24 protein-coding genes are annotated in these 22,089 nt (G+C 67.6%); 11 read left to right on the plus strand and 13 right to left on the minus strand.

Annotated elements, in window-relative coordinates:
• Positions 1-9: 9 nt before the first annotated feature.
• Together coaE and ACO07K_RS23995 are read right to left on the minus strand one after the other, a co-directional pair.
• Positions 10-672 carry a dephospho-CoA kinase gene (gene coaE / locus ACO07K_RS23990; RefSeq protein WP_422032345.1) on the minus strand — a complete coding sequence of 221 codons (663 nt, stop codon included), beginning with the start codon at positions 670-672 and terminating at the stop codon, positions 10-12.
• A 210-nt stretch (positions 673-882) separates the two neighbouring features.
• Positions 883-1,860, minus strand: coding sequence for a quinone oxidoreductase family protein (locus ACO07K_RS23995; RefSeq protein WP_422032347.1), 978 nt, complete (start codon positions 1,858-1,860; stop codon positions 883-885).
• A gap of 113 nt (positions 1,861-1,973) precedes the next feature.
• Here ACO07K_RS23995 and ACO07K_RS24000 point away from each other — a divergent pair, with 113 nt between their 5' ends.
• Genes ACO07K_RS24000 through ACO07K_RS24020 form a run of 5 tightly spaced genes read left to right on the plus strand, consistent with a single transcriptional unit; the run spans position 1,974 to position 6,236 of the window.
• Entirely contained in the window at positions 1,974-3,113 is a 1,140-nt protein-coding gene (locus ACO07K_RS24000; protein ID WP_422032349.1) for a PQQ-dependent sugar dehydrogenase, read from the plus strand.
• A 5-nt stretch (positions 3,114-3,118) separates the two neighbouring features.
• Positions 3,119-3,718: a Maf family protein gene (locus ACO07K_RS24005; RefSeq protein ID WP_422032351.1), complete on the plus strand. Its 600-nt coding sequence runs from the start codon at positions 3,119-3,121 to the stop codon at positions 3,716-3,718.
• Positions 3,715-4,605 (plus strand): shikimate dehydrogenase, encoded by an 891-nt coding sequence (locus ACO07K_RS24010; protein ID WP_422032353.1) that lies wholly within the window; start codon positions 3,715-3,717, stop codon positions 4,603-4,605. Before ACO07K_RS24005 ends, ACO07K_RS24010 begins: the two co-directional genes overlap by 4 nt.
• A 3-nt stretch (positions 4,606-4,608) precedes the next feature.
• Entirely contained in the window at positions 4,609-5,031 is a 423-nt protein-coding gene (locus tag ACO07K_RS24015) for a PaaI family thioesterase (RefSeq protein ID WP_422032355.1), read from the plus strand.
• The gene (locus tag ACO07K_RS24020; protein ID WP_422032357.1) at positions 5,028-6,236 is read left to right on the plus strand and encodes an MFS transporter; all 1,209 of its coding nucleotides are present in this window, start codon (positions 5,028-5,030) and stop codon (positions 6,234-6,236) included. The genes ACO07K_RS24015 and ACO07K_RS24020 overlap by 4 nt, the downstream gene beginning before the upstream one ends.
• A 117-nt stretch (positions 6,237-6,353) precedes the next feature.
• Here ACO07K_RS24020 and rho read toward each other — a convergent pair whose 3' ends face one another.
• The 11 genes from rho to ubiE form a co-directional block, all read right to left on the minus strand.
• Positions 6,354-7,733, minus strand: coding sequence for a transcription termination factor Rho (rho, locus tag ACO07K_RS24025; protein ID WP_298307686.1), 1,380 nt, complete (start codon positions 7,731-7,733; stop codon positions 6,354-6,356).
• A gap of 174 nt (positions 7,734-7,907) precedes the next feature.
• A complete protein-coding gene (locus ACO07K_RS24030) occupies positions 7,908-8,318 on the minus strand; it encodes a cupin domain-containing protein (protein ID WP_422032359.1) in 411 nt (136 codons plus the stop codon).
• A 13-nt stretch (positions 8,319-8,331) separates the two neighbouring features.
• Positions 8,332-9,240, minus strand: a complete 909-nt coding sequence (locus ACO07K_RS24035) for an NAD(P)-dependent oxidoreductase (protein ID WP_422032361.1) — start codon at positions 9,238-9,240, stop codon at positions 8,332-8,334.
• Positions 9,237-9,710, minus strand: coding sequence for a GNAT family N-acetyltransferase (locus ACO07K_RS24040; RefSeq protein WP_422032363.1), 474 nt, complete (start codon positions 9,708-9,710; stop codon positions 9,237-9,239). The genes ACO07K_RS24035 and ACO07K_RS24040 overlap by 4 nt, the downstream gene beginning before the upstream one ends.
• A gap of 143 nt (positions 9,711-9,853) precedes the next feature.
• Positions 9,854-10,288: a carboxymuconolactone decarboxylase family protein gene (locus ACO07K_RS24045; RefSeq protein ID WP_422032365.1), complete on the minus strand. Its 435-nt coding sequence runs from the start codon at positions 10,286-10,288 to the stop codon at positions 9,854-9,856.
• Between the two features lie 36 nt (positions 10,289-10,324).
• Positions 10,325-10,786 carry an RrF2 family transcriptional regulator gene (locus tag ACO07K_RS24050; RefSeq protein WP_422032367.1) on the minus strand — a complete coding sequence of 154 codons (462 nt, stop codon included), beginning with the start codon at positions 10,784-10,786 and terminating at the stop codon, positions 10,325-10,327.
• A 19-nt stretch (positions 10,787-10,805) separates the two neighbouring features.
• A complete protein-coding gene (gene dut, locus ACO07K_RS24055; RefSeq protein WP_422032369.1) occupies positions 10,806-11,288 on the minus strand; it encodes a dUTP diphosphatase in 483 nt (160 codons plus the stop codon).
• A 54-nt stretch (positions 11,289-11,342) separates the two neighbouring features.
• Positions 11,343-12,569 carry a bifunctional phosphopantothenoylcysteine decarboxylase/phosphopantothenate--cysteine ligase CoaBC gene (coaBC, locus tag ACO07K_RS24060; RefSeq protein ID WP_422032371.1) on the minus strand — a complete coding sequence of 409 codons (1,227 nt, stop codon included), beginning with the start codon at positions 12,567-12,569 and terminating at the stop codon, positions 11,343-11,345.
• Positions 12,570-12,582: 13 nt separating this feature from the next.
• Complete coding sequence (locus tag ACO07K_RS24065; protein ID WP_422032373.1) at positions 12,583-13,323, minus strand: sulfite exporter TauE/SafE family protein; 741 nt, start codon at positions 13,321-13,323, stop codon at positions 12,583-12,585.
• A 4-nt stretch (positions 13,324-13,327) separates the two neighbouring features.
• Positions 13,328-14,854, minus strand: coding sequence for a 2-polyprenylphenol 6-hydroxylase (ubiB, locus tag ACO07K_RS24070; protein ID WP_422032375.1), 1,527 nt, complete (start codon positions 14,852-14,854; stop codon positions 13,328-13,330).
• The gene (gene ubiE, locus ACO07K_RS24075; RefSeq protein WP_422032377.1) at positions 14,855-15,652 is read right to left on the minus strand and encodes a bifunctional demethylmenaquinone methyltransferase/2-methoxy-6-polyprenyl-1,4-benzoquinol methylase UbiE; all 798 of its coding nucleotides are present in this window, start codon (positions 15,650-15,652) and stop codon (positions 14,855-14,857) included.
• Between the two features lie 25 nt (positions 15,653-15,677).
• Here ubiE and ACO07K_RS24080 point away from each other — a divergent pair, with 25 nt between their 5' ends.
• From ACO07K_RS24080 to ACO07K_RS24105, 6 genes are all read left to right on the plus strand, one after another.
• Positions 15,678-16,412 carry an SDR family oxidoreductase gene (locus tag ACO07K_RS24080; protein ID WP_324504969.1) on the plus strand — a complete coding sequence of 245 codons (735 nt, stop codon included), beginning with the start codon at positions 15,678-15,680 and terminating at the stop codon, positions 16,410-16,412.
• Between the two features lie 143 nt (positions 16,413-16,555).
• The gene (locus ACO07K_RS24085) at positions 16,556-17,494 is read left to right on the plus strand and encodes an ABC transporter permease (RefSeq protein WP_422032379.1); all 939 of its coding nucleotides are present in this window, start codon (positions 16,556-16,558) and stop codon (positions 17,492-17,494) included.
• Positions 17,491-18,381, plus strand: coding sequence for an ABC transporter permease (locus ACO07K_RS24090; RefSeq protein WP_422032381.1), 891 nt, complete (start codon positions 17,491-17,493; stop codon positions 18,379-18,381). The genes ACO07K_RS24085 and ACO07K_RS24090 overlap by 4 nt, the downstream gene beginning before the upstream one ends.
• A 65-nt stretch (positions 18,382-18,446) precedes the next feature.
• Entirely contained in the window at positions 18,447-20,018 is a 1,572-nt protein-coding gene (locus ACO07K_RS24095) for an ABC transporter substrate-binding protein (protein WP_422032383.1), read from the plus strand.
• Complete coding sequence (locus ACO07K_RS24100) at positions 20,018-21,004, plus strand: ABC transporter ATP-binding protein (protein WP_422032385.1); 987 nt, start codon at positions 20,018-20,020, stop codon at positions 21,002-21,004. The genes ACO07K_RS24095 and ACO07K_RS24100 overlap by 1 nt, the downstream gene beginning before the upstream one ends.
• The gene (locus tag ACO07K_RS24105) at positions 21,001-22,086 is read left to right on the plus strand and encodes an ABC transporter ATP-binding protein (protein WP_422032387.1); all 1,086 of its coding nucleotides are present in this window, start codon (positions 21,001-21,003) and stop codon (positions 22,084-22,086) included. The genes ACO07K_RS24100 and ACO07K_RS24105 overlap by 4 nt, the downstream gene beginning before the upstream one ends.
• Positions 22,087-22,089 lie beyond the last annotated feature (3 nt).

The following is a 22,089-nucleotide window of genomic DNA, read 5'->3' on the forward strand; positions in this document are numbered from 1 at the left end:
GATGCGGGCCTACTTGCGACGCGCGCGCGCGAGCCGGGCTGTGAATTTCTCCCGCCACGGATTGGGTGGCCAGAACTCTCCGCGCAGCCCGCGCAACTCGGCCACGGCCTCACGCAGGGCGGCTCGCGTCGGCGCGAGGCCCATGCCGGTCGGGATGACGATGCTGGCCTTGCGCCGCTTCAGCGCGTCCGGCACCTGCTGCCTCAGGATTCCTTCGAATTTCTCCGCCGTCATGCCCGGGCGGGCCATGACACGCCGGCGCTGCAGGAAGGCTGGAGCGCTGACGACAAGAGTGGCATCGACGCGGCGCTCGCCCATCCCCTCGAACAGCAAAGGGATATCGAGCACGACCAGCGTCTCGCCCGCGAGGGCGGCCCGCCGCAGGAACGCGCGCTGCATGCGGTGGACGAGCGGATGCACGATCGCCTCGAGCCGCCGCAGCGCGTCCTTGTTGCCGAAGACGCGGGCACCCAGCGCCTGACGGTCGAGCACCCCCGCCTTCACGACGCCGGGAAACGCGACCTCAATGCCGGGCAGCGCCGCGCCGCCCGGCGCCTGAAGCGTGTGCACGGCGGCATCGGCGTCGTACACGGGCACGCCCATCTCCCGCAGCATCGTCGCCGCGGTCGACTTGCCCATGCCGATCGAGCCGGTCAGCCCGACGATGACCATTCAGGGTCTTTCCGTTTCACGTTTCCCCCTCACCTCATCCTGAGGAGGCCCGAAGGGCCGTCTCGAAGGATGGGCAACAGACATGGTGCTCGCGCCCACCCCAGCGCGGAGGTTACTCCGCGCGACGAGACGCGCTCCTTGCGGAGCGCTCCTCAGGGTGAGGCCATTTTTGAAAGGCCGATGCGACTCTTTCCTGATCGGAGAGACTTCTTAGGGAACCAGAACGGTCTGGCCCGTGGTCTTGCGCCCCTCCAGATCGATATGGGCCTGCGCGGCCTCGGCCAGCGGATAGTGCTGGTCGATCGAGATCTTCACCTTGCCGCTCTTCACCATCTTGAACAGCGAACGGGCGCTGGCCTCGAGGTCGGCGCGCGTGGCGGTGTAGGCGGCGAGGCTGGGGCGCGTGACGTAGAGCGAGCCCTTGGCGTTGAGGACGCCGATCGGCACCGGCGCGACGGCACCCGAGGCATTGCCGAAGGAGACCATCAGGCCGCGCGGCTGCAGGCAGTCGAGCGAGGCCGCCCAGGTATCCTTGCCGACGCCGTCGAACACCACGGGGACGCCCTTGTTCTTGGTGATCTTCTTCACCTCGGCCACGATGTCCTGCTTGGTATAGTCGATCACCCACTTGTAGCCGTTCTTCTTGGCCAGCGCGGCCTTCTCGGGCGACGAGGTCGTGCCGATCACCTTGTAGCCGCGCGCCTTGGCCCACTGGCCGAACAGCAGTCCGACGCCGCCGGCGGCCGCATGGAACAGGATCGTGTCGCCCTTCTTCAGCCAGGCCTTGGCGGTTCGGTCGACGAGATACTCGGTGGTCATGCCCTTGAGCATGATCGCGGCCGCCTGCTCGTCGCTCACGCCTTTCGGCACCTTCACGAGCTGGTCGACGCCCATCAGGCGTTCCTCGCAGTAGGCGCCCAGCACGCCGCAATAGGCGACCCGATCGCCCTTCTTGAAGTCCTTGACCCGGGGGCCGACCTCGACGATCACGCCGGCGCCCTCGCGACCGACCGCGTTGGGCAGCGGCGTCGGATAGAGGCCGGACCGCGTGTAGACGTCGATGAAATTCAGGCCGATGGCCGTGTGACGCAGCTTGACCTGGCCGGGACCGGGCTTGCCGACCTCGACGTCCTCGAGCTGCATCTTCTCCGGGCCGCCGTTCTCATGAATCAGGATGGACTTCGACATCTCAATTTCTCCCCTTGCAGCGGCGACCAAGGAACGTCGCCTGCTTGCGCGCGTCGAGTATAGTGACCGGCCTTTCATGCGCCAGCCCGGCGCGGCCTTCGACAGGAGAGTTTATGCTCGGAAAGGTCCTTCTCGGACGTCGCCGCCTTCTGACCGCAACCGCCGCGGCGGCCGTGGCCGCCCCCGCGGTTGGGCGCGCCCAGCAGACCCTGCGCAGCAGCAAGGCGTCCTACAGCCTGAGGATGCTCTCGCTCGATCTCGAACAGCCCTGGGGCATGGCCTTCCTGCCCGACGGCCGCCTGCTGATCACCGAGCGGCCGGGCCGGCTGCGGATCTTCGCCAACGGCCGGCTGGAACGGGCGCCGGTCGGTGGCCTTCCGAAAGTCTATGCGCGCGGCCAGGGCGGCCTGCTCGACGTGTGCCTGCATCCCGATTTCGCGAGAAACGCCCGACTCTATCTCACCTATTCGGGCGAAGGCGACGGCGGCGCCGCGACGGTCCTGGCGCGGGCCGAGTTCCGCAACAACGCCCTGGTCGGCGTGCAGCGGATCTTCGAGGCCTTGCCGCGCACGTCCGGTGGTCTGCACTTCGGCTCGCGCGCCGTCTTCGACCGGGCGGGCCTGCTCTACGTCACCTGCGGCGAGCGCTACCAGATGCAGCGCGCGCAGAACCTCGCCGATCTCGGCGGCAAGGTCGTCCGGCTGCGCGACGACGGCACGGTCCCGCCCGACAATCCCTTCGTCGGCCGCGAGGGCGCGCGACCGGAGATCTTCACCTGGGGCCATCGCAATCCGCAGGGCATGGCGATGCATCCCGACACCGGCCGCATCTGGCTGGTCGAACACGGGCCGCGCGGCGGCGACGAGCTCAACCTGCTGAAGGCCGGCGCCAACTATGGCTGGCCGCGGGCGACCCATGGCATCGACTATGGCGGATCGACGATCAGCCCGAGTAAGAGCCTGCCGGGTATGGAAGACCCGGTGCGGGTCTGGGTGCCGTCCATCTCGCCGAGCGGGCTGACCTTCTACACCGGCGACCGCTTTCCCGGCTGGAAGGGCTCGGTCTTCACAGGCGCCCTGTCCGACAACGCCCTGTTTCGCATCGAGCTCGACGGCGACCGCTATGTCGGGGAAGAGCGGTTGCTCGTCGACCTGCTTCCCTATATCCGCGACGTTCGTCAGGGGCCGGACGGCCTCCTCTACCTCGTCACCCACACCGACAGTGGGGGACTCTATCGCCTGGAGCCTGCGTAACGCCCATGCTCATCCTCGCTTCCGCCAGCGTCTCGCGTCGCCAGATGCTGCACAATGCCGGCCTCGACTTTTCGGTCGAGACATCGGGCGTCGACGAGGACGAGGTGAAGCTCAGTCTTTCGGCCGAGAAGGCGACGCCGCACGACATTGCCGAGACGCTGGCCGAACTCAAGGCACAGCGGGTCTCCCGGCGCCATCCGCAGGCGCTGGTGATCGGCGCAGATTCGACGCTGGCCTGCAACGGCCGCCTGTTCGACAAGCCGCCGACGATCGAAGCGGCGCGCTCGCAGCTTCAGTCACTGGCCGGCCAGACCCACGAGCTGCATTCCTCGGTCGTGGTGGCGAGAGGCGGCGTGCGGCTGTGGCATTGCAACGATCGCGCCCGGCTCACCATGCGGCCGCTGCCCGATGCGTTCCTCGACGCCTATCTGGCGCGCGCCGGTGACGCGGTGACGAGCTCGGTCGGTGCCTACCAGCTCGAAGGGGTGGGTGCGCATCTCTTCACCAAGGTCGAAGGCGACTATTTCACCATCCTCGGCCTGCCGCTGTTGCCGCTGCTGTCGTTTCTCGCCGGACATGGCATCGGACTGGAGACAGGCCCATGAGCGCTTACGACGACCTGCTCGCCGAGGCCGCAGGCCGGCCCTTCGCCGCCATCGTCGGCTGGCCGGTCGAGCATTCGCGCTCGCCGGCGCTGCAGGGCTTCTGGCTGAAGCGGCATCATATCGACGGCCATTACGGCCGGCTGCCGGTGAAGCCTGAGCGCGCCGCCCTGGAGGAGCTTGTCGCCTTCCTCAAGAAGACGCCCAACGCGCGCGGCTGCAACCTCACTTTGCCGCACAAGGTCGAGATCCTGCCGCTGCTCGATCGCATCGATCCCGTTGCCCGGCGCATCGGCGCGGTCAACACCATCGTGAAGCAGGCCGACGGCACGCTGGAAGGCCGCAACACCGACGGCTTCGGTTTCCTCGAAGCCCTGAAGTACAATGCACCGCACTGGATGCCCGACACCGGCCCGGTCGTCGTGCTGGGCGCCGGCGGCGCCGCCCGCGCGATCGTTTCGAGCCTGATGGATGTCGGCGTCCCCGAGCTGAGGCTGGTCAACCGGACGCGCGAGACCGCGATCGATCTCGGCGTTGCGCTCACCCCGCCGGGCGGGCAGCGCATTGTGGTCGGCTCGTGGGACGAACGGTCCGAGCTGCTGGACGGCGCGAGCCTGCTGGTCAACACGACATCCCTCGGCATGAAGGATCAGCCGGGGCTCGATATCGATCTCGCGAAGCTGCCGCATGAGGCGGTGGTCTACGACATCGTCTATGTGCCCCTGGAAACCTACTTGCTGGCCGCCGCCCGTTCCCGCGGCAACCGTTGCGTCGATGGACTGGGCATGTTGCTGCACCAGGGTCGCCCGGGCTTCGAGGCCTGGTTCGGCCCCAAGGTCGACGTCTCGGCGGCGCAGCGTCATGCGGTCGCCGCCGATCTCGGAGCCTGATCCATGGACGACAGCAACCCGCCGGATGGATACAAGCCGCTGTTCCGCACCAGCCCGTTCCTCGACCACAACGGGCCGTTCTTCTATCGCGAGAATGCCGACGGCACCTTCGTGGTCGGACTGCGCATCCAGCCCAAGCATGCCAATGCGCGCGGCGTCGCCCATGGCGGTCTGCTGATGACCCTGTGCGACATCTCGCTGGGCTCTCGCACGACGCGGAGCCAGACGCCCTCGCCGCTGATCGTCACCGCCAGCGTGAAGACCGACTTTGCCGGTTCGGCCAAGATCGGCGACTGGGTCGAGGCCCATGTCGACGTCCACAAGGTCGGCGGACGGCTGGCCTTCGCCAACTGCTACCTGAAGGTCGGCGAGGAGCGGATCGTCCACGCAAGCGCGGTGTTCGCGAGGACAGGCGACCGCTCTTGAAGCTCGTCCTGACGGCGTTCCTGCCGTTTGCCCTCGGCTATTTCCTGAGCTTTCTCTTCCGCTCGCTCAACGCCGTGGTGGCGCCGGCGCTGCGCGCCGAGCTCGGCCTGGACGATGCCGCCATCGGCGTCGTCACCTCGATGTATCTTGCCGCCTTCGTGGTGGCCCAGCTTCCGGCCGGCGTTGCCCTCGATCGTTTCGGCCCGCGCCGCGTGGCGCCTCTCATGTTGCTGGCGACCGCGCTGGGTGCCGTCGTCTTCGCGCTCGGCCAGGACGTCGTCAAGCTGAGCATCGGCCGCGCCCTGATCGGGCTCGGCCTGTCGGTCGCGCTGATGTGCGGCTTCAAGGCCAACGTCCTGTACTGGCCGATCGGCCGCCTGCCGCTGGTCAACGCGATCATGATGACGTTCGGCGGGCTGGGCGCCGCGATGGCGACACGCCCGGTGCAGTGGCTGCTGGTCGACTTCGACTGGCGCCAGGTCTTCCTGGGACTCGCCGCCATCACCGTCGCCGTGGCGATCTACCAGCTCTTTGCCGCTCCCCGATACGAGCGCGGCGGAAAGGGCCGCCTGGCCGACGAACTGAGCGGTCTGATGGGCGTGCTGCGCACACCGCTCTTCTGGAAGGCGGGACTCGCGCCGACATTCTCGCTCGGCGTCTGGGTCTGCTACACGAGCTTCTGGGCCGCCGGCTGGCTGCGCGACGTGGCCCATCTCGACGAGCCGTCGGTCGGCGTGGCCCTGTTTGCGCTCTCGATCGCCATCGTGCCCGGTTATTTCTTCAGCGGCACGTTCGTCGACCTGCTGCACAGGCGCGGCATTCGCGGCGGCCGGGTGCTGCTGGTCTACGGGATGCTGTTCCTGGCGATCCACATCCCGATCGCGCTCAACGTCACGGCCGCGCCGAAGCTCCTGTGGTTCGCCTATGTGATGTTCGGCGGCATGTCGGTCGTCTGCTACGCGCTGGTCACGCGCGCCTTCGCGCCTGAGCTGGCCGGCCGGGTCAACACGACGCTCAACCTCATCTGCATGCTGATCGCGTTCGTGGTCCAGGCGGCGATCGGGCCGGCGCTGGCCTGGATGGAAGCGGCGCACGGCCTGCCGCGCGCCGGGGCGCATCAGGTCGTGACCCTCGCCGTACTGGCGATGCAGGCGGCGCTCTGGCTGTGGTTTGCGTCGAGCCGGGAGGCGCGGGATCTGCCGTAAAAGAAAAAGAGCGCCGATTGCTCGGCGCTCTTTGAGTTCTTGTCCGTTCTGAGCCGTGTGGGCTCTCGCGCTTGGTTACAAGCGCTGCCGCCCACCATAAGGCGCGCGTAGCGCGCCTTATTGGTTCATCGACCCGAAGAAATCCTGGTTGGTCTTCGAGGTGCGGAGCTTGTCGAGCAGGAACTCGATCGCATCCACCGCGCCCATCGGCATGAGGATGCGGCGCAGCACCCACATCTTCGAGAGCGTCGCGCGGTCGACCAGCAGCTCTTCCTTGCGGGTGCCCGACTTGGTGATGTCGATCGCCGGGAAGGTGCGCTTGTCGGAAACCTTGCGGTCCAGGATGATTTCCGAGTTACCGGTACCCTTGAACTCCTCGAAGATGACCTCGTCCATGCGGCTGCCGGTATCGATCAGCGCGGTCGCGATGATGGTCAGCGAGCCGCCTTCCTCGATGTTGCGGGCCGCACCGAAGAAGCGCTTCGGGCGCTGCAGCGCGTTGGCGTCGACACCGCCGGTCAGCACCTTGCCGGAGCTCGGCACCACGGTGTTGTAGGCACGACCCAACCTCGTGATGGAATCCAGCAGGATCACCACGTCCTTCTTGTGCTCGACCAGGCGCTTGGCCTTCTCGATCACCATCTCGGCGACGGCGACGTGACGGCTGGCCGGTTCGTCGAAGGTCGAGCTCACGACCTCGCCCTTCACGGTGCGTTGCATGTCCGTCACTTCCTCGGGCCGCTCGTCGACGAGCAGCACCATGAGGAAGACCTCGGGATTGTTGGCGGTGATGGCGTGCGCGATGTTCTGCAGCAGCACCGTCTTGCCGGTGCGCGGCGGCGACACGATCAGGGCGCGCTGGCCCTTGCCGATCGGCGCGATCAGGTCGATCACGCGGGTCGAGATGTCGAGCTGCTGCTGCGCCGTCGTGCCGGCCTTCTTGGTCAGCGTGCCGGTGCGGCGCGTGCCGACGCGGCCCGACGAAGTCGCCTTCGAACCGCCCACCGCTTCCTCGGTGATGACCGGCGCCATGGCGGCGGCACCGCCGTCGAGTTCGAGCTTCAGCTTCTCGTCGGGATAGAGCGGCGTCAGCGAGTCGAAGTTGATGCGATGGCGCAGCGCGTCGGGATCGTCGAAGTTGATCTTGTTGATCTGCACCATGGCGAAGTAGCGCTCGCCATCCTTGGGCGCGCGGATCTCGCCCTCGACCGTGTCGCCGGTGCGCAGGCCGAACTTACGGACCTGCTGGGGGCTGACATAGATGTCGTCGGCGCCGGGCAGGTAGTTGGCTTCCATCGAGCGCAGGTAGCCGAAGCCGTCGGGGATCACCTCGATGGTGCCGACACCGAAGATCGCCTGGTCGGCGGCGGCCAGCTTCTGGAGGATGGCGAACATCAGCTCCTGGCGGCGCATCATCGCCGCGCCCTCCACGCCCTGCTCTTCGGCAAAGGCCAGGAGTTCGGGAGGCTTCTTCTTCTTGAGGTCTTGGAGATTCATGGGTCTTCAGTCTTCTGGGAAATGATGCACGCGCTTGCAGCGACCGGGACGGTCGAATTCTGAGAAGCGCCATGTCGTACGGGACGGGCCCCTTCGAGTTTCCGCCGGGGAGGCGGCGCCAAGGGCCCTGTGCGACTTTTCTATAGGGGCGGCCGCCAGCTCTGTAAAGGCTGCTCAGTCGCGGCGATGCGCCCCTTGCATATCCACGGGTCGATGCTCTGTGCCGGCACCGGGCGTCAGGAACATCAGCCGGCCGGGCTCCTTCACCAGTCCGCGGTGCCAGACGCCACGCGGGACGATGAAGGTCTCCCCGGCCTTGAGCAGTACCCGCTGCTCGCCCTGGGGCTCATCCAGGACCAGCTCCATCTCGCCGGACAGCAGAGTCAGGATCTCTTCGCCGGCCGGGTGGCGCTCCCAATGGTCCCAGTCCCTGGCCTGGTCGCTCGCCCCCATCAGCCGGCCCTCGTCGAGGTCGCGACGCTCCGCGATACCCGCCCAGAAAAGGTCCCCGCCCTCCATCGCGCGCGCGCCCTCGTCAGGCGCCAAATGGATATACGTACCGTCGAGCGTGAAGGTCCGGGCCATTGCCTTCTCCGCCTTACTCTCCTTCGGCCAGCATCTCGGCGTAGCGGAAGATCTCGGTATGGTCGGCGCCCTTGCCCAGCTTGCCATCGGCGGCGGTCCAATAGGCCACGGCCTGCTGCAAGTGCGGCATGTTGAGCTTGAGGTGGTTGGCGACGTCGCCCGCGGTGCGCAGGTCCTTGGCCATAAGCGCCGTGGTGAAGCCGGCCGAGAAACTCCGTGACACCACGAACTGGCGGCCCTTCACTTCGGTGGCGTTGCTCTTGCCGGTCGAGCTGTTGAACACGTCGACCATGGTGCCGGGATCGAGCCCGAAAGCCTCGCCCACGACCAGCGCCTCGCACATCGCGACGAGGCCGGCCGCCGACAGATAGTTGTTGAGCGCCTTCAGCGCATGTCCCGCACCGGCGGGCCCGCACAGGGTGATCGTCTTGCCCATGGCGCCGAAGACCGGTCGCACCCGCTCGAGGTCGGCCGCCGCGCCGCCCACCATGATGCTCAGCGAACCGTCGATCGCGCGCTTCACGCCGCCGGACACCGGCGCATCGAGCAGCGCCACGCCGCGGGCCGCGAGGTCCCTGGCGAGCTTCTGGGTATCGACCGGGTTGGACGAACTCATGTCCATGACCACCGCGCCGGCCTCGAGCCCCTCGATCGCGGGGTCCTGCCCTTCGAGGATGGCCTGCCGTACGATCTTGCCGTCGGGCAGCATCGTGATCAGCGCCGCGGCGCCCTGGGCGGCGGCCTTCGCCGAGGCCGTGGCCAATGCCGACGGATGGGCGCCGACGAAATCGGAGACCGCCTTCTGCGAGACGTCGAACACGCGCAGCGTGAAGCCCGCTTCGACGAGGCGGGTCGCCATCGGACGGCCCATCATGCCGAGCCCGATGAAGGCGATGGTGGCGGGAGGTGCGAGCGTGGTCATGACGAGGCTCCTGACGTGAGGTCGTATTCATAGAACGGCAGGACGCGACCGGGAATCGCATCCGACGGCTCGTTTCGCAGATAGCGGGCGCCCATGCGCTCGTAGAAGCGGGCGGCGTTCACGTCGGCGAGAATGGTCATGCGGCGATAGCCCAGCTGCCGCGCCAGCCCGACCGCGGCCTCGAACAGCAGGCGTCCCGTCCCGCCGCCCATGGCGGCCGGCTCGACGAACATCAGCGCCAGTTCGGCATCGTCGCCGTCGCGACCGACACTCACGGTGCCGACCGTTAGACCGGCTTCGTCGGTTGCCACCAGCACGCGGCCCTCGGCGATGCTGCGTTCCTCGACCGTGAGCGAGGGGACGCAGAGCCGCATGAACTCGGCGTCGTAGCCCCAATGTGCCTTCGACCTGAGGCAGAGCGCGGTGAGGCTGGCCGCCTCACCCGCCTGCGCGCTGCGCAGCCGTGTCATCGCACCACCCTGAGAGAAAGGTCCCTCGCTACGCTCGGGATGACAATTGGGCGTACGGTCCGACGAGCCTTGCGCACCCCGGTCCTCACACCCCCATTGTCATCCCGAGGCCGCAGGCCGAGGGACCTTTGGCCGTCGTCGGTTCAGATGCCGCGGTCCTTGAACACATCGCGGGCGGTCTTGAAGGCGTCGAGGCTGGCGGGAATGCCGCAATAGATCGCGACCTGGAGGAAGATCTCCTTGATCTCGTCCTTGGTCAGGCCGTTGTTCAGCGCGCCGTTGATGTGCAGCTTGAGCTCGGGGCCGCGATTGAGCGCCGCCAGCATGGCGAGGTTCAGCATCGAGCGGTTCTTCTTGGAGAGGCCAGGCCGCGTCCAGGCATAGCCCCAGCAGTACTCGGTGGTGATGTCCTGGAAGGCCATCATGAATTCGTCGTCGGCCGCGCCGGCCAGCGAGTTGTCGACATAGGCCGCACCGAGCACGGCCTTCCGCATCTTCATGCCCTCGTCGTAGAGCTTCTTGTTGCGCGGCGCGGGCTTGGCTTTCTTCGCCTTCGCGACAGCGGTGTTCTTGGCCATGTCTTGCTCCTCCGGATAAAACCGGGGAGCTGTATATCAGATCGCCGCGTGGCCTGCGTGGGGGTGCACGGCCGGGCCGTTGAGCCCCTTGGAGCGCGCCTGCTCGCAGAGATCCTCGATGGTCACGTTGTCGAGTTGCGCCATCATTTCCTCGCGCAGCTTCTCCCACAGCGGCCATACGACCTCGTGGGCGAGCGGCGAGCCGATTGAGGGATCGCTGGGCTCGGTCTCGACCTCGAGGTTGCGCACCACCCGCACGACCTCGCCCAGGGTGATGCTGGCCTTGTCCCGCCCCAGCCGGTAGCCACCCCGCGGCCCGCGCTTGCCCGACAGGATGCCGGCGCGCACCAGATGCTGCAGGACCTGCTCGAGATAGCGTTTGGGGATTCGCTGGCGCTCGGTGATGTCACCGCTGCGCACCGGGTGATCGCCGACATGGAAGGCCACGTCGAGAACCGCCTCGATCGCGAACATCGTCTTCTTGCTGAGGCGAGGCATCCCGTTCTCTCGTCCCTCTTCAGGCCCTCTTGATCGAGCCGGCCGTTACTCCCGTCGAACCGAAGCCGCCGGCGCCACGTGCCGTTTCGTCGAGGGCCGAGACCTCTCGCCAAGCGGCACGGGCATGACGCGCAATGATAATCTGTGCAATTCGCATGCCGCGCTCGATGCGGAATGGCTCCTTGCCGAGGTTGATCAGGATGACGCCGACCTCGCCGCGATAGTCGGCATCGATGGTGCCAGGCGCATTGGCGACCGTGACGCCGTGCTTCGCGGCCAGACCGGAGCGCGGCCGGACCTGGGCCTCGAACCCCACCGGGAGCGCGATGGACACACCGGTCGGCACGATCCGGCGCTCAAGCGGCCCCAGTTCGATAGGCTCCCCGATGGCAGCCAGCAGGTCGGCCCCGGCGGCCGCAGCCGTCGCATAGTCCGGAAGCTGCAGGTCATGGCCGTGCGGCAGCCGCACGATCTCGATTTCGACGCTCTCGACGGCCTTCATCGGCTCCCCATCATCTAAAAAGTCCGCAGGTCCGCTCGCAATCGGGCCCGGCAATCACTCGGCCGCCCGGGCCTTGCCTGCCTGCGCGAGATGCAGCGCGATCCGGCCGGCCAGGCGCATGGCGACATCGCCTTTGCCCAGCGGCGGCCAGTCCTCGGTGCCGGCTTCCGTGATCAGATGCACGGTGTTGCGTTCGCCGCCGAAGGTGCCGGTGGCTGGCGATACGTCATTGGCCACGATCCAGTCGCAGCCCTTGCGGATGCGCTTTTCGACGGCATTGGTCACCACGTTCTCGGTCTCGGCGGCGAAGCCGACGACCAGGGCCGGCCGGCCGGGGCCCGGGCGCGACAGCGTCGCCAGAATGTCGGGATTGGGCGCGAGTTCGAGCGCAGGCGGCGGCGCTCCTGCCTGTTTCTTGATCTTGCCGGTGGCGGGTTTGGCGGCCTTCCAGTCGGCGACGGCAGCGGCGCAGACGGCGATGTCGAGCATGCCCGCATCGAGACAGGCCGCGAGCATCTGGTCGGCCGATTCGATGGGCACGACCTTCACGCCCGGCGGATCCGGCACCACGACCGGGCCGCTCACCAGGGTCACGTCAGCCCCGAGCTCGGCCAGGGCCGCCGCGATGGCATGGCCCTGCTTGCCCGAGGAATGATTGGAGATGAATCGCACCGGATCGAGCGCCTCGCGGGTCGGGCCCGACGTGACCAGCGCGCGTCTGCCGGCGAGCGGCCGGTCGCGCACCAGCATCGCCTCGATCGCGGCGACGATCTCGCGCGGCTCGGACATGCGGCCGGGACCATGCTCGTTGCACGCCATGGCGCCGTCGTTGGGACCGACGAAGGTGACGCCGCGCTTCTTCAGGGTCTCGACGTTGGCCACGGTGGCGGCGTGCGTCCACATGCGCACGTTCATCGCCGGCGCGGCCAGCACCGGCTTGTCGGTGGCGAGCAGGACGGTGGCTGCCAGATCGTTGGCCAGGCCACCCGCCATGCGCGCGAGCAGATCGGCGGTCGCCGGCGCCACGACCAGCAGGTCGGCGTCGCGCGAGAGCTGGATGTGACCCATCTCGCTCTCGTCGGTGAGCGAGAACATATCGCCGTAGACGCGGTCTTCCGAGAGCGCCTGCAGGGTGAGCGGCGTCACGAACTTCGCACCGGCTTCGGTCAGCACGCAACGCACCGAGGCGCCCCGCCCGCGCAGGAGCCGGATCAGCTCTGCCGACTTGAAGGCGGCGATGCCGCCCGCGACGATCAGCAGGATACGCTTGCCGTGCAACATGGCCTTCAGCCTATCACAAGAGCCGGGTGGCGACAGTATAGAGGCCGGTCAGCAGCAGGGCCCAGAAGACGGCCAGGCGGAACTGCTCGACCGACAGCCGGGAGCGGATCTGCTGGCCGAGCCACATGCCGCCGATCGCCGGGACGACGGCAGCGGCCGAGACGATGGCACGCTGCCCGTCGAGCACGCCGAAGAACAGGAGCGAGGCGGTCAGGGTCAGCGACGTGGCGCACAGCACGACGCCCAGGGTCTGGACGAGTTCGACCGGCTTGATGTCGAGCCCCTGCAGGTACGGCATCAGCGGGATGATCGGCACGCCGACCAGGCCCGCCACGAAGCCCGAGACGACGCCGATGACGGGCGCCAGCGGCTTCTCGAGATCGGCGTGGATCGTGAGCCGGATGCGCAGCAGGCCGAGCGTGCTGTAGACGATCAGCACCGTGCCCAGCACCACGAAGGCCCAGCCCGGTCCCTTCTGGCCGATCAGCCAGACCGTCAGGTAGAGCACCACCGTCAGCGGCAGCATCAGCGGCCACTGGCGGCGGACGATATGCCAGAAATGACCGCCCACCGAAGCCTGCCAGACGTTGGTGAAGATCGTCGGCAGGGCGATCAGCGCGATCGCCTCCGACAGCGGCAGGAAGAGCGACATCAGCGCGATCGAGATGGCCGGCAGACCCAGGCCCACGAGTCCCTTGACGGTGCCCGCGAGCAGGAAGATCGCGAGGCCGACGACGATCTGGTCGGTGGTCACGGGCTCAGTGCCACCAGGCGGCGATGGCGGCCACGAGGGCCAGTATGGCAACCGTCTCGGCAAAGCCGGGACGCCACAGGCGGCCAGCCGGAGGCGGCTGCAGCGCATCGCGTTCGGCCTTGCGCCGTTCGTGCTCGGCCACGAGATGCAGGCTGTCGATCAGGCGCGGCAGGCGACGCAGTCCCTGGGCGAGATCGTCGACCGCGCGGCCGACCGTTGCCCGCGGCCCGAAATGGGTGACCATCCAGTCCTCGATCAGCGGCCGCGCCAGCTCCCAGATGTTGACCTCGGGATTGAGCTTGGTGCCCATGCCTTCCGCCATCAGCATGGTCTTCTGCAGCAGCAGCAGCTGCGGCTGGACCGTCATCTCGAACTGCTCGGTGACGCGCAGCATCTGGGCGAGCAGGCGGGCGATCGAGATCTGGTGGCTGGGCTTGCCGAAGATCGGCTCGCCGATCGAGCGGCAGGCCTGCGCGAAGGTTTCGAGCGACTGGTCGGGCGGCACGTAGCCCGCGCGGAACTGGACCTCGGCGACGGCCCGGTAGTCGCGCCGCAGGAAGGCGACCAGCAGCTCCGCCAGATAGCCGCGCGTGTCCTGGTCGACCCGGCCCATGATGCCGAAATCGACCGGAACGATGGTGCCCTGGCGGTCGACGAAGGCGTTGCCGCCATGCATGTCGGCATGAAAGAAGCCGTCGCGGAACACCTGATAGAAGAAGGCCTCGGCGCACTTCCGCATGATCTCGTGCGGATCGTGGCCGGCGGCGATGATCGCGTCGCGATCGCCGATCGGGATGCCGTCGACCCGCTCCTGCGTCATCACGCGCTCGGCGGTGCGATCCCAGTCGATCTTCGGCGCGCGGTAGTTCGGATCGTCGGCGAAATTCTCGCCCAGCTCCTCGGCGGCGGCCGCTTCCATGCGCAGGTCCATCTCGACCCGCACGACATCGGCGAAGGCGCGCACCGACTCGACCGGCTTCAGGCGGCGGAAGCGCGGCTGCGTGCGCTCGACCAGCTCGGCCACCCAGTAGAAGAGATCGAGGTCCCGTTCGAAGGCCTTGGCGATGCCGGGCCGCAGCACCTTCACCGCGACGTCGCGGCCATCGGCGGTGACCGCGAAATGCACCTGGGCGATCGACGCCGCCGCCACCGGCACGTCGTCGAAACTCGAGAAGACATTGCCGAGCGGCTGCCCGAGTTCGCTTTCGACGATGCGGCGCGCCTCAGCGCCGGGAAACGCCGGAATATGGTCCTGCAGGCGCGCGAGATCGGCGGCCACTTCCTCGCTCAGCAGATCGGCGCGGGTCGACAGGGCCTGTCCCAGCTTGATGAAGGACGGGCCCATGTCCTGCAGCGCCGCCGCCAGCCGCTCGCCAGGACGGCGCGGGTCGTGGCGTGGCGCGAAGAGACGCGCCCAGGCGATCAGCGCCGGCGCGATGCCCAGCGACTCGAGCGGAAACAGGGCGTCGTGGCGAGCGAAGCTCACCGCCATGCGCAACAGGCGCCAGGCATTGCGGAGTGCGCGGAACATCTAGATGCGCCAGCCCTGATGCAGCGCCACGACGCCCAGCGACATGTCGCGCCAGGAGACGTTTTCGAAGCCGGCGGCCCGCATGCGCGCCGCCAGCTCGCGTTGCGGCGGGAAGCGGCGGATGCTCTCGTGGAGATAGCGGTAGGACTCGGCGTCCCGGGCGATGACCTTGCCGAAGAACGGCAGCGCGCGCTCCGAATAGGCGTCATAGACGCGGCCGACCGGCGCCGAGGTCACCTTGCTGAATTCCAGGCAGTAGAAGCGACCGCCGGGTTTCAGCACGCGATAGGCGTCGCGCAGCGCTTGGTCGATGTCGGTGACGTTCCGCAGCCCGAAGGCGATCGTGTAGGCGTCGAACGAGCGATCGGGGAACGGCAGATGCTCCGCATCTCCGGTCGCCCAGGTGAGCCCCTGCAAGAGGCCGCGATCGACGGCGCGGTCGCGCCCGACCTCGAGCATGGCCGGATTGATGTCGCAGACGGTGACGTCGGGCCGTTCGCCCTGCCGGCGCAGCAGGCGGAAGGCGACGTCGCCGGTGCCGCCCGCCACATCCAGGAGCTTCTCGCCCGGCCGAGGGTTCACCACGTCGACCATGGCGTTCTTCCAGAGCCGGTGCACGCCGCCCGACATCAGGTCGTTCATCAGGTCGTAGCGCGGCGCCACGCTGGCGAAGACCTCGCGCACCAGGCCGGCCTTTTCGGCAGCCGGCACGTCGCGGAATCCGAAGGACGCACGCCCCTCCGGGGCCTGTCCCTCGGGGCGGGCTGCGCTAGGATCGTCGGAATGGGCTTGGTCCATGGGGCCGCAACCTAGAGGAATCGCCATGCTGCTGAAAGACCGGGTCATCCTGATCACCAACGTCGAGAAATTCGCAGGGCACGGCACCACAAGGGTCGCCCTCTCCCAGGGCGCTACCGTGCTGGCGCACGATCCTTCGTTCGAGGCGCCGAGCGCTCGGCGCAAGTACGAGGCGGAATTCCCGGGCGCCCATGCCCTGTCGGCGACGGAGCCAGCGACGATGGTCGAGCTGGCCCTGAAGCGCCACGGCCATATCGACGCGCTGGTGAACAACGACGCCTATCCGGCTTTGCGCGCGCCGCTCGGCGAGGCGCGCATCGAGGATTTCCGGGATGCGCTGGAAGTCATGGCCGTGGCGCCGTTCCGGCTGACCCAGCTCGTCGCGCCGTCGATGCGCAAGCGCAAGTCGGGCCGCATCGTGTTCGTCTCCTCGGCCGCGCCGCTGCGCGGCATCGCCAACTATGCGCCCTATGTCTCGGCACGCGCGGCAGGCAACGGTCTCGTCTCGTCGCTCGCCAAGGAACTGGGGCGCGACGGCATCACGGTGAATGCGGTGGGTTCGAACTATGTCGAGAACCCCGACTACTTCCCGCCGGCACTGCTCGCCAACAGCGCGGCGATGGCCAAGATGACGGCGCAGATTCCGCTCGGTCGTCTCGGCAAGTCCGACGAGCTGGGTGCCACGATCTGCTTCCTCTGTTCCGACGGTGCCGGCTTCATCACCGGACATGTCCTGCCGCACGCCGGCGGCTGGGCGTGACATCGCGAAAAATCGCATGCACAATCTCTGCATAACGAACGCCGCGCAGGTCTGACCGAAGCAGCGGCTGCCAGGGAGAAGCGTCGAGACACGTCGGGAAACCGGCGCGCTCCCCCTTGGCCGAAACGGTCCGAGGACGGCGCATGGGAAGACAGATCGTCCACCGCCTGCTGGTCTCGTTCCCCGCGCTGCTCGGGGTTCTCTTCCTGTGTTTCTGCCTCCTGCAGGTGGTGCCCGCCGATCCGGCGATGATCATCGCCGGGCCCGATGCCAAGGCCGAGACGATCGCGGCGATCCGTGACGAGCTTGGCCTCGATCGCCCCATCCCGATCCAGTTCGCCGACTATATCGGCCGCGTGCTTCAGGGCGACCTCGGCCGCTCCATCATCTCCAACAAGATGGTGAGCGAGGAGCTTGCACTCACCATCGGGCCGACGGTCGAGCTGATGCTGGGCGGCATGGTGATCGCCATCCCCTTGGGCCTGGCGCTGGGCACGCTCGCCGCCGTGCGGCGCGGCACCCTGCTCGACCGCGCGATCATGGCCGTCTCCGTCGCCGGCGTTTCGATGCCGGTCTTCTTCATCGGCCTGGTACTGATCCAATACATGGGCTTCCAGTGGGGTCTGTTCCCCTTCACCGGTCGCACCGGCCCGATCTGGGATGGCGGCCTGCCGAGTCTCGTGCTGCCGGCGCTGACGCTTGGCAGCGTGCTGATCGGACCGATCGCGCGGCTGACGCGCACCGCCGTGCTGGAAGTGCTGGGCGCCGACTATGTCCGCACCGCCCGCGCCAAGGGCCTGCGCGAGACGGTGGTGATCATCCACCACGCGCTGCGCAATGCGATGATCCCGGTCGTCACCTTGATCGGCCTGCAGGCGGCCTTCCTGCTGGGCGGCGCCGTCGTCACCGAGACGATGTTCTCTTGGCCGGGCGTCGGACGGCTGGCGGTCGGCGCCATCGTCTCGAGCGATTTCCCGACGGCGCAGGGCGCGATCATGATCCTCGCCATCGCCTTCCTCTCGATCAACCTGATCGTCGACGTTCTCTACGTCTATCTCGATCCCAGGATGCAGCGGTCATGAGCGTCGACGCCCTCAACGCCCCCACACCGGCAGCCGCCGAAGAGAACGGTGTCTTCTCCCGCTCCGGCGTCCTGCGCCGGCTGGCCCGGGACAGGGTGGCGCTCGTGGCCGCGCTGCTGCTGACCGCCATCGGTCTCGCCGCGCTCTTCGCGCCGCTGGTCGCGCCCTACGATCCCTATCTCACCGATCTCACCAAGGTGATGCAGCCGCCCAGTGCCGAGCACTGGTTCGGCACCGACAATACCGGCCGCGACATCCTCAGCCGGGTCATCTACGGCTCGCGCAACACGCTGATGCTGGGTCTGGTCGGCGTCGTCATCGGCGGCTTCCTGGGCGGCTTCCTCGGCATCCTCGCCGCCTACTATCGCCGTCTCGACGGCTGGATCATGCGGCTGGTCGACGTGATGCTGGCCTTCCCGGCGATCCTGATCGGCCTCGCGGTGGCGGCGATCTTCGGCGCCGGCCTCACCGCCGTGGTGATCGCGCTGGTGGTGGCGACCGTGCCCGACGTGGCCCGCGTCGCGCGCGGCGCGGCGATCGGCATCATGAGCCAGGAATTCATGGAAGCCGGCCGCGCCGTCGGCGTGTCCGATCGTACGCTGATCTGGCGCTATCTCACGCTCAACTGCATCTCGACCATCTTCGTGTTCCTGACCCTGCGCTTCGGCCAGATCATCCTGATAGGTTCGGCGCTGGGCTTCCTCGGCATGGGCGCCCAGCCGCCCACGGCCGAGCTCGGCATGATGGCCGCGCAGGGCCGCGACTTCCTGTTCATGGCGCCACACATCGCGACGATCCCCAGCTTCATGATCTTCGTGATCGTGCTGGCCGCCAATCTCCTGGGCGACGCGCTCCGCGACGTCCTCGATCCGCGACTGCAGAGCTGATCCTGCAAACTCCTTCGACAAGGGTCCCGACGTGACGCACTGAACAACAACAAGGCGAGGAAGCGATGCGTAAGTTCCTGACGGGCGTAACGGCGTTGCTTGGCGTACTGGGCCTCTCCCCCGCGGCGGAGGCGCAGACCTTGCGGATGATGAAGTCGCTCGATGCGCCGCATTACGACGGCCAGCGCACGACCTGGTCGCCGACCTCCGACATCGTGAACATGTTCCAGGACACGCTGGTGGCGATGGACTGGGACGGCAAGACGGCGATCCCCTATCTCGCCAAGTCCTGGACGATCAGTCCCGACGGCAAGCTCTACACCTTCAAGCTGCGCGACGATGTCAGCTTCTGCAGCGGCAAGAAGTTCACCGCCGAGGACGTCATCTACTCCTTCAAGCGGCTGAAGAGCCCCGAACTGAAGGCGCCGCTGGCCTGGCGCGCCGGCAACATCAAGGAGCTGCGCGCGCCCGACCCCTACACGGTCGAATACGAGCTGAACGAGCCGTTCGCCGACCTGCTGCTGCAACTCACCATGTTCACGACGGCGATCCACAACAAGGAGAGCGTCGAGGCGCTGGGCAAGGACTACGGCGTCAAGGCGATCGACGGCACCGGCCCGTGGTGCTTCGAGAGCTGGCAGCCGCGCACCGAGATCGTGCTGAAGCGGCACGACGCCTACAAATGGGGCCCGTCGATGTACACCAACAAGGGGCCGGTGAAGTTCGAGAAGCTCAGCATCAAGATCGTGCCTGAGGACTCGAGCCGGGTTGCCGCGATGATGGGCGGACAGTTCGATATCACGCACCAGATCCCGCTGCAGTTCATCCAGCAGGTCAAGGCCTCGCCCAACCTCAACGTCCAGGAGGCCAAGCCCAACTTCCAGCTCATGTACTACGGCTACAAGACCACGCGTCCCATGGTGGCCGACAAGCGCGTGCGCGAGGCGATGAACATCGCGATCAATCGCGCCGACATCGTCAAGGGCATCATGCTGGGCAATGCCGAGCCCGCCTACACCTTCATCGATCCCAAGGCGCTCGACTTCGCCGACTCGACCAAGGGCCTCATCAAGGAGGATGTCGAACGGGCCAAGAAGCTGCTCGACGAGGCCGGCTGGAAGGTGGGCAGCGACGGCATCCGCGAGAAGGACGGCGTCAAGCTGGCGCCGAAGGTCCTGTTCACCCAGGTCGCCTACTTCCCGCGCGTCTCCGAGGCCATCCAGGGCTACATGCGCAAGATCGGCGTCGACTGGAAGATCGTGGGCTACGATTCGACCATCGCGCCGGCCGAGATGGGCAAGCAGGACTTCGAGCTGTGGACGGTGACCTTCCCCTACATCTCGTCCGGCGACCTGCTGAACTTCTACTTCGATTCCAAGAACATGCCGGCGCCCAACCGCATGAACTGGAACGACGCCAAGACCGACGAGTACCTGAAGATGGGCCGTGCCTCGATCACCGAAGCCGACCGCGCCAAATACTATGCGCTGGCCCAGCAGAGGGTGACGGAGGAGCATCTCTGGATGCCGGTCATGAACATCGCGATGTACACGACCAGCCTGAAGAAGCTGAAGGGGGTGCGGCCGCACATGCTCTACCAGAACACCTTCTACAAGGGCCTGGACTACTCCTTCTGATGGAAAAGCTCCTCGAGGTCCGCGGTCTCCGCACCCACTTCCACACCGACCGCGGCCTGTTCCGCGCGGTCGACGGCATCGACTTCTCCGTCGGCCGCGGCCGCACCGTCGGACTGGTCGGCGAATCCGGCTGCGGCAAGAGCGTCACCTCGCTCTCCGTGATGGGCCTGGTGGCGAGCCCGCCCGGCCAGGTCGAGGCCGATGCCATCCTGTTCGAGGGCCGCGACGTGCTCGGCCTCTCCGCCGACGAACGCCGTCGCCTGCGCGGCGGCAAGATGTCGATGATCTTCCAGGAACCGATGACCTCGCTCAATCCGGTCCATACGATCGGCCAGCAGATCGTCGAGGCGATCCTGGCACACACACAGCTGTCGCCGCAGGCCGCCAAGGCCCGCGCCATCGAGATGCTCGAGCTGGTGCGGATCCCCTCGGCCACGCAGCGCGTCGACGACTATCCGCATCTCCTGTCGGGCGGCATGCGCCAGAGGGTCATGATCGCCATGGCGCTCTCCTGCGAGCCCGCTTTGCTGATCGCCGACGAGCCGACGACGGCGCTCGACGTCACCATCCAGGCGCAGATCCTCGACCTGCTGCAGGACCTGCAGCGCCGGCTCGGCATGGCGATGCTGATCATCACCCACGATCTCGGCGTCATCGCCGAAATCGCCGACGAGGTGGTGGTGATGTATGCCGGCAAGATCGTCGAGAGCGCGCCGGTCGACGCGCTGTTCGCCGATCCGCAGCACCCCTACACGATCGGCCTGCTGGGCTCGATCCCGCGCATCGAGGTCGATCGCGAGCGCCTGTCGACCATCGAGGGCTCGGTGCCGAGCCCCAACAACCAGCCCAAGGGCTGCCGCTTCGCGCCGCGCTGTCCCTTCGCCGACCCGCGCTGCCACCTCGAGCCGCCGCCGCTGCGCGATCTCGGCCCGGAGCATCGCGTGGCCTGCTGGAAGGCGCCGGTCGAACTCGCGAGGGCGGCATGAGACTCGTTGAAGCGACGCCCGTCCTCCAGGTCGACGGGCTGGTGAAGCACTTCCCGGTGAGCCGCGGCCTGATCCGTCGCAAGGTGATCGGCATGGTGCGCGCCGTCGAAGGCGTGAGCTTCGAGATCGCGCGCGGCGAGACGCTGGCGCTGGTGGGCGAATCGGGCTGCGGCAAGTCGACGACCGGCCGCCTCGTGCTCCGCCTCATGGACCCGACCGCGGGCTCGGTGCGGTTCAAGGGCGAGGAGATCGCGACCCTGGACAAGCATGCGCTGCGCCGCCTGCGCCGCCACATGCAGATCATCTTCCAGGACCCCTATGCGTCACTGAACCCGCGCATGACGGTGGGCGAGATCCTGGCCGAGCCGATGGCGGTGCACGATCTCCACACCGCGGCCGAGCGCGCGACACGGGTCAAGGACCTGCTCGACGTGGTCGGCCTACTGCCCGAGCACGCGAGGCGCTATCCGCACCAGTTCTCCGGCGGCCAGCGCCAGCGTATCGGCATCGCCCGCGCGCTGGCGGTCAATCCCGACCTCATCATCTGCGACGAACCGGTCTCCGCGCTCGACGTGTCGATCCAGGCGCAGATCGTGAACCTGCTGCAGAACCTGCAGCAGCGCTTCGGCCTCTCCTATCTCTTCATCGCCCACGACCTCGCGGTGGTGAAGCACATCAGCGATCGGGTCGCGGTGATGTATCTCGGCCAGCTGGTCGAGATCGCCACCAAGCGTGACCTCTACGACCGGCCGCTGCACCCCTACACGCAGGCGCTGTTGTCGGCGATCCCGCGCCCCGATCCCAGCGTGCGCAAGGAGCGCGTGCTGCTGGCCGGCGATGTGCCCAGCCCCTTCGCCCCGCCGCCGGGCTGCCGTTTCCACACGCGCTGCATCCACGCCCAGCCGCGCTGCCGCCAGGAGCAACCCGAGCTGCGCGATGCCGGCAACGGCCATCGCGTGGCCTGCCACTTCTACGAGACGCTGCCGATACCGGCGGCCGCCTCGACGGCCACCACCTCGCTGGGCAAGCTCCCCGAACGGCTCGCCGCCTTCGAGGCCGCCAAAGCCGCGCGGGCGGGGTGACAA

It is taken from the genome of Reyranella sp., assembly GCF_965228225.1.
Taxonomy (GTDB): domain Bacteria; phylum Pseudomonadota; class Alphaproteobacteria; order Reyranellales; family Reyranellaceae; genus Reyranella.

What these genes read in the sequence shown, in the direction of transcription:
- coaE (WP_422032345.1), bottom strand. Translation starts at nt 672, where the DNA reads ATGGTCATCGTCGGGCTGACCGGCTCGATCGGCATGGGCAAGTCGACC.
- ACO07K_RS23995 (WP_422032347.1), bottom strand. Translation starts at nt 1,860, where the DNA reads ATGTCGAAGTCCATCCTGATTCATGAGAACGGCGGCCCGGAGAAGATG.
- ACO07K_RS24000 (WP_422032349.1), top strand. Translation starts at nt 1,974, where the DNA reads ATGCTCGGAAAGGTCCTTCTCGGACGTCGCCGCCTTCTGACCGCAACC.
- ACO07K_RS24005 (WP_422032351.1), top strand. Translation starts at nt 3,119, where the DNA reads ATGCTCATCCTCGCTTCCGCCAGCGTCTCGCGTCGCCAGATGCTGCAC.
- ACO07K_RS24010 (WP_422032353.1), top strand. Translation starts at nt 3,715, where the DNA reads ATGAGCGCTTACGACGACCTGCTCGCCGAGGCCGCAGGCCGGCCCTTC.
- ACO07K_RS24015 (WP_422032355.1), top strand. Translation starts at nt 4,609, where the DNA reads ATGGACGACAGCAACCCGCCGGATGGATACAAGCCGCTGTTCCGCACC.
- rho (WP_298307686.1), bottom strand. Translation starts at nt 7,733, where the DNA reads ATGAATCTCCAAGACCTCAAGAAGAAGAAGCCTCCCGAACTCCTGGCC.
- ACO07K_RS24030 (WP_422032359.1), bottom strand. Translation starts at nt 8,318, where the DNA reads ATGGCCCGGACCTTCACGCTCGACGGTACGTATATCCATTTGGCGCCT.
- ACO07K_RS24035 (WP_422032361.1), bottom strand. Translation starts at nt 9,240, where the DNA reads ATGACCACGCTCGCACCTCCCGCCACCATCGCCTTCATCGGGCTCGGC.
- ACO07K_RS24040 (WP_422032363.1), bottom strand. Translation starts at nt 9,710, where the DNA reads ATGACACGGCTGCGCAGCGCGCAGGCGGGTGAGGCGGCCAGCCTCACC.
- ACO07K_RS24045 (WP_422032365.1), bottom strand. Translation starts at nt 10,288, where the DNA reads ATGGCCAAGAACACCGCTGTCGCGAAGGCGAAGAAAGCCAAGCCCGCG.
- ACO07K_RS24050 (WP_422032367.1), bottom strand. Translation starts at nt 10,786, where the DNA reads ATGCCTCGCCTCAGCAAGAAGACGATGTTCGCGATCGAGGCGGTTCTC.
- dut (WP_422032369.1), bottom strand. Translation starts at nt 11,288, where the DNA reads ATGAAGGCCGTCGAGAGCGTCGAAATCGAGATCGTGCGGCTGCCGCAC.
- coaBC (WP_422032371.1), bottom strand. Translation starts at nt 12,569, where the DNA reads ATGTTGCACGGCAAGCGTATCCTGCTGATCGTCGCGGGCGGCATCGCC.
- ubiB (WP_422032375.1), bottom strand. Translation starts at nt 14,854, where the DNA reads ATGTTCCGCGCACTCCGCAATGCCTGGCGCCTGTTGCGCATGGCGGTG.
- ubiE (WP_422032377.1), bottom strand. Translation starts at nt 15,652, where the DNA reads ATGGACCAAGCCCATTCCGACGATCCTAGCGCAGCCCGCCCCGAGGGA.
- ACO07K_RS24080 (WP_324504969.1), top strand. Translation starts at nt 15,678, where the DNA reads ATGCTGCTGAAAGACCGGGTCATCCTGATCACCAACGTCGAGAAATTC.
- ACO07K_RS24085 (WP_422032379.1), top strand. Translation starts at nt 16,556, where the DNA reads ATGGGAAGACAGATCGTCCACCGCCTGCTGGTCTCGTTCCCCGCGCTG.
- ACO07K_RS24090 (WP_422032381.1), top strand. Translation starts at nt 17,491, where the DNA reads ATGAGCGTCGACGCCCTCAACGCCCCCACACCGGCAGCCGCCGAAGAG.
- ACO07K_RS24095 (WP_422032383.1), top strand. Translation starts at nt 18,447, where the DNA reads ATGCGTAAGTTCCTGACGGGCGTAACGGCGTTGCTTGGCGTACTGGGC.
- ACO07K_RS24100 (WP_422032385.1), top strand. Translation starts at nt 20,018, where the DNA reads ATGGAAAAGCTCCTCGAGGTCCGCGGTCTCCGCACCCACTTCCACACC.
- ACO07K_RS24105 (WP_422032387.1), top strand. Translation starts at nt 21,001, where the DNA reads ATGAGACTCGTTGAAGCGACGCCCGTCCTCCAGGTCGACGGGCTGGTG.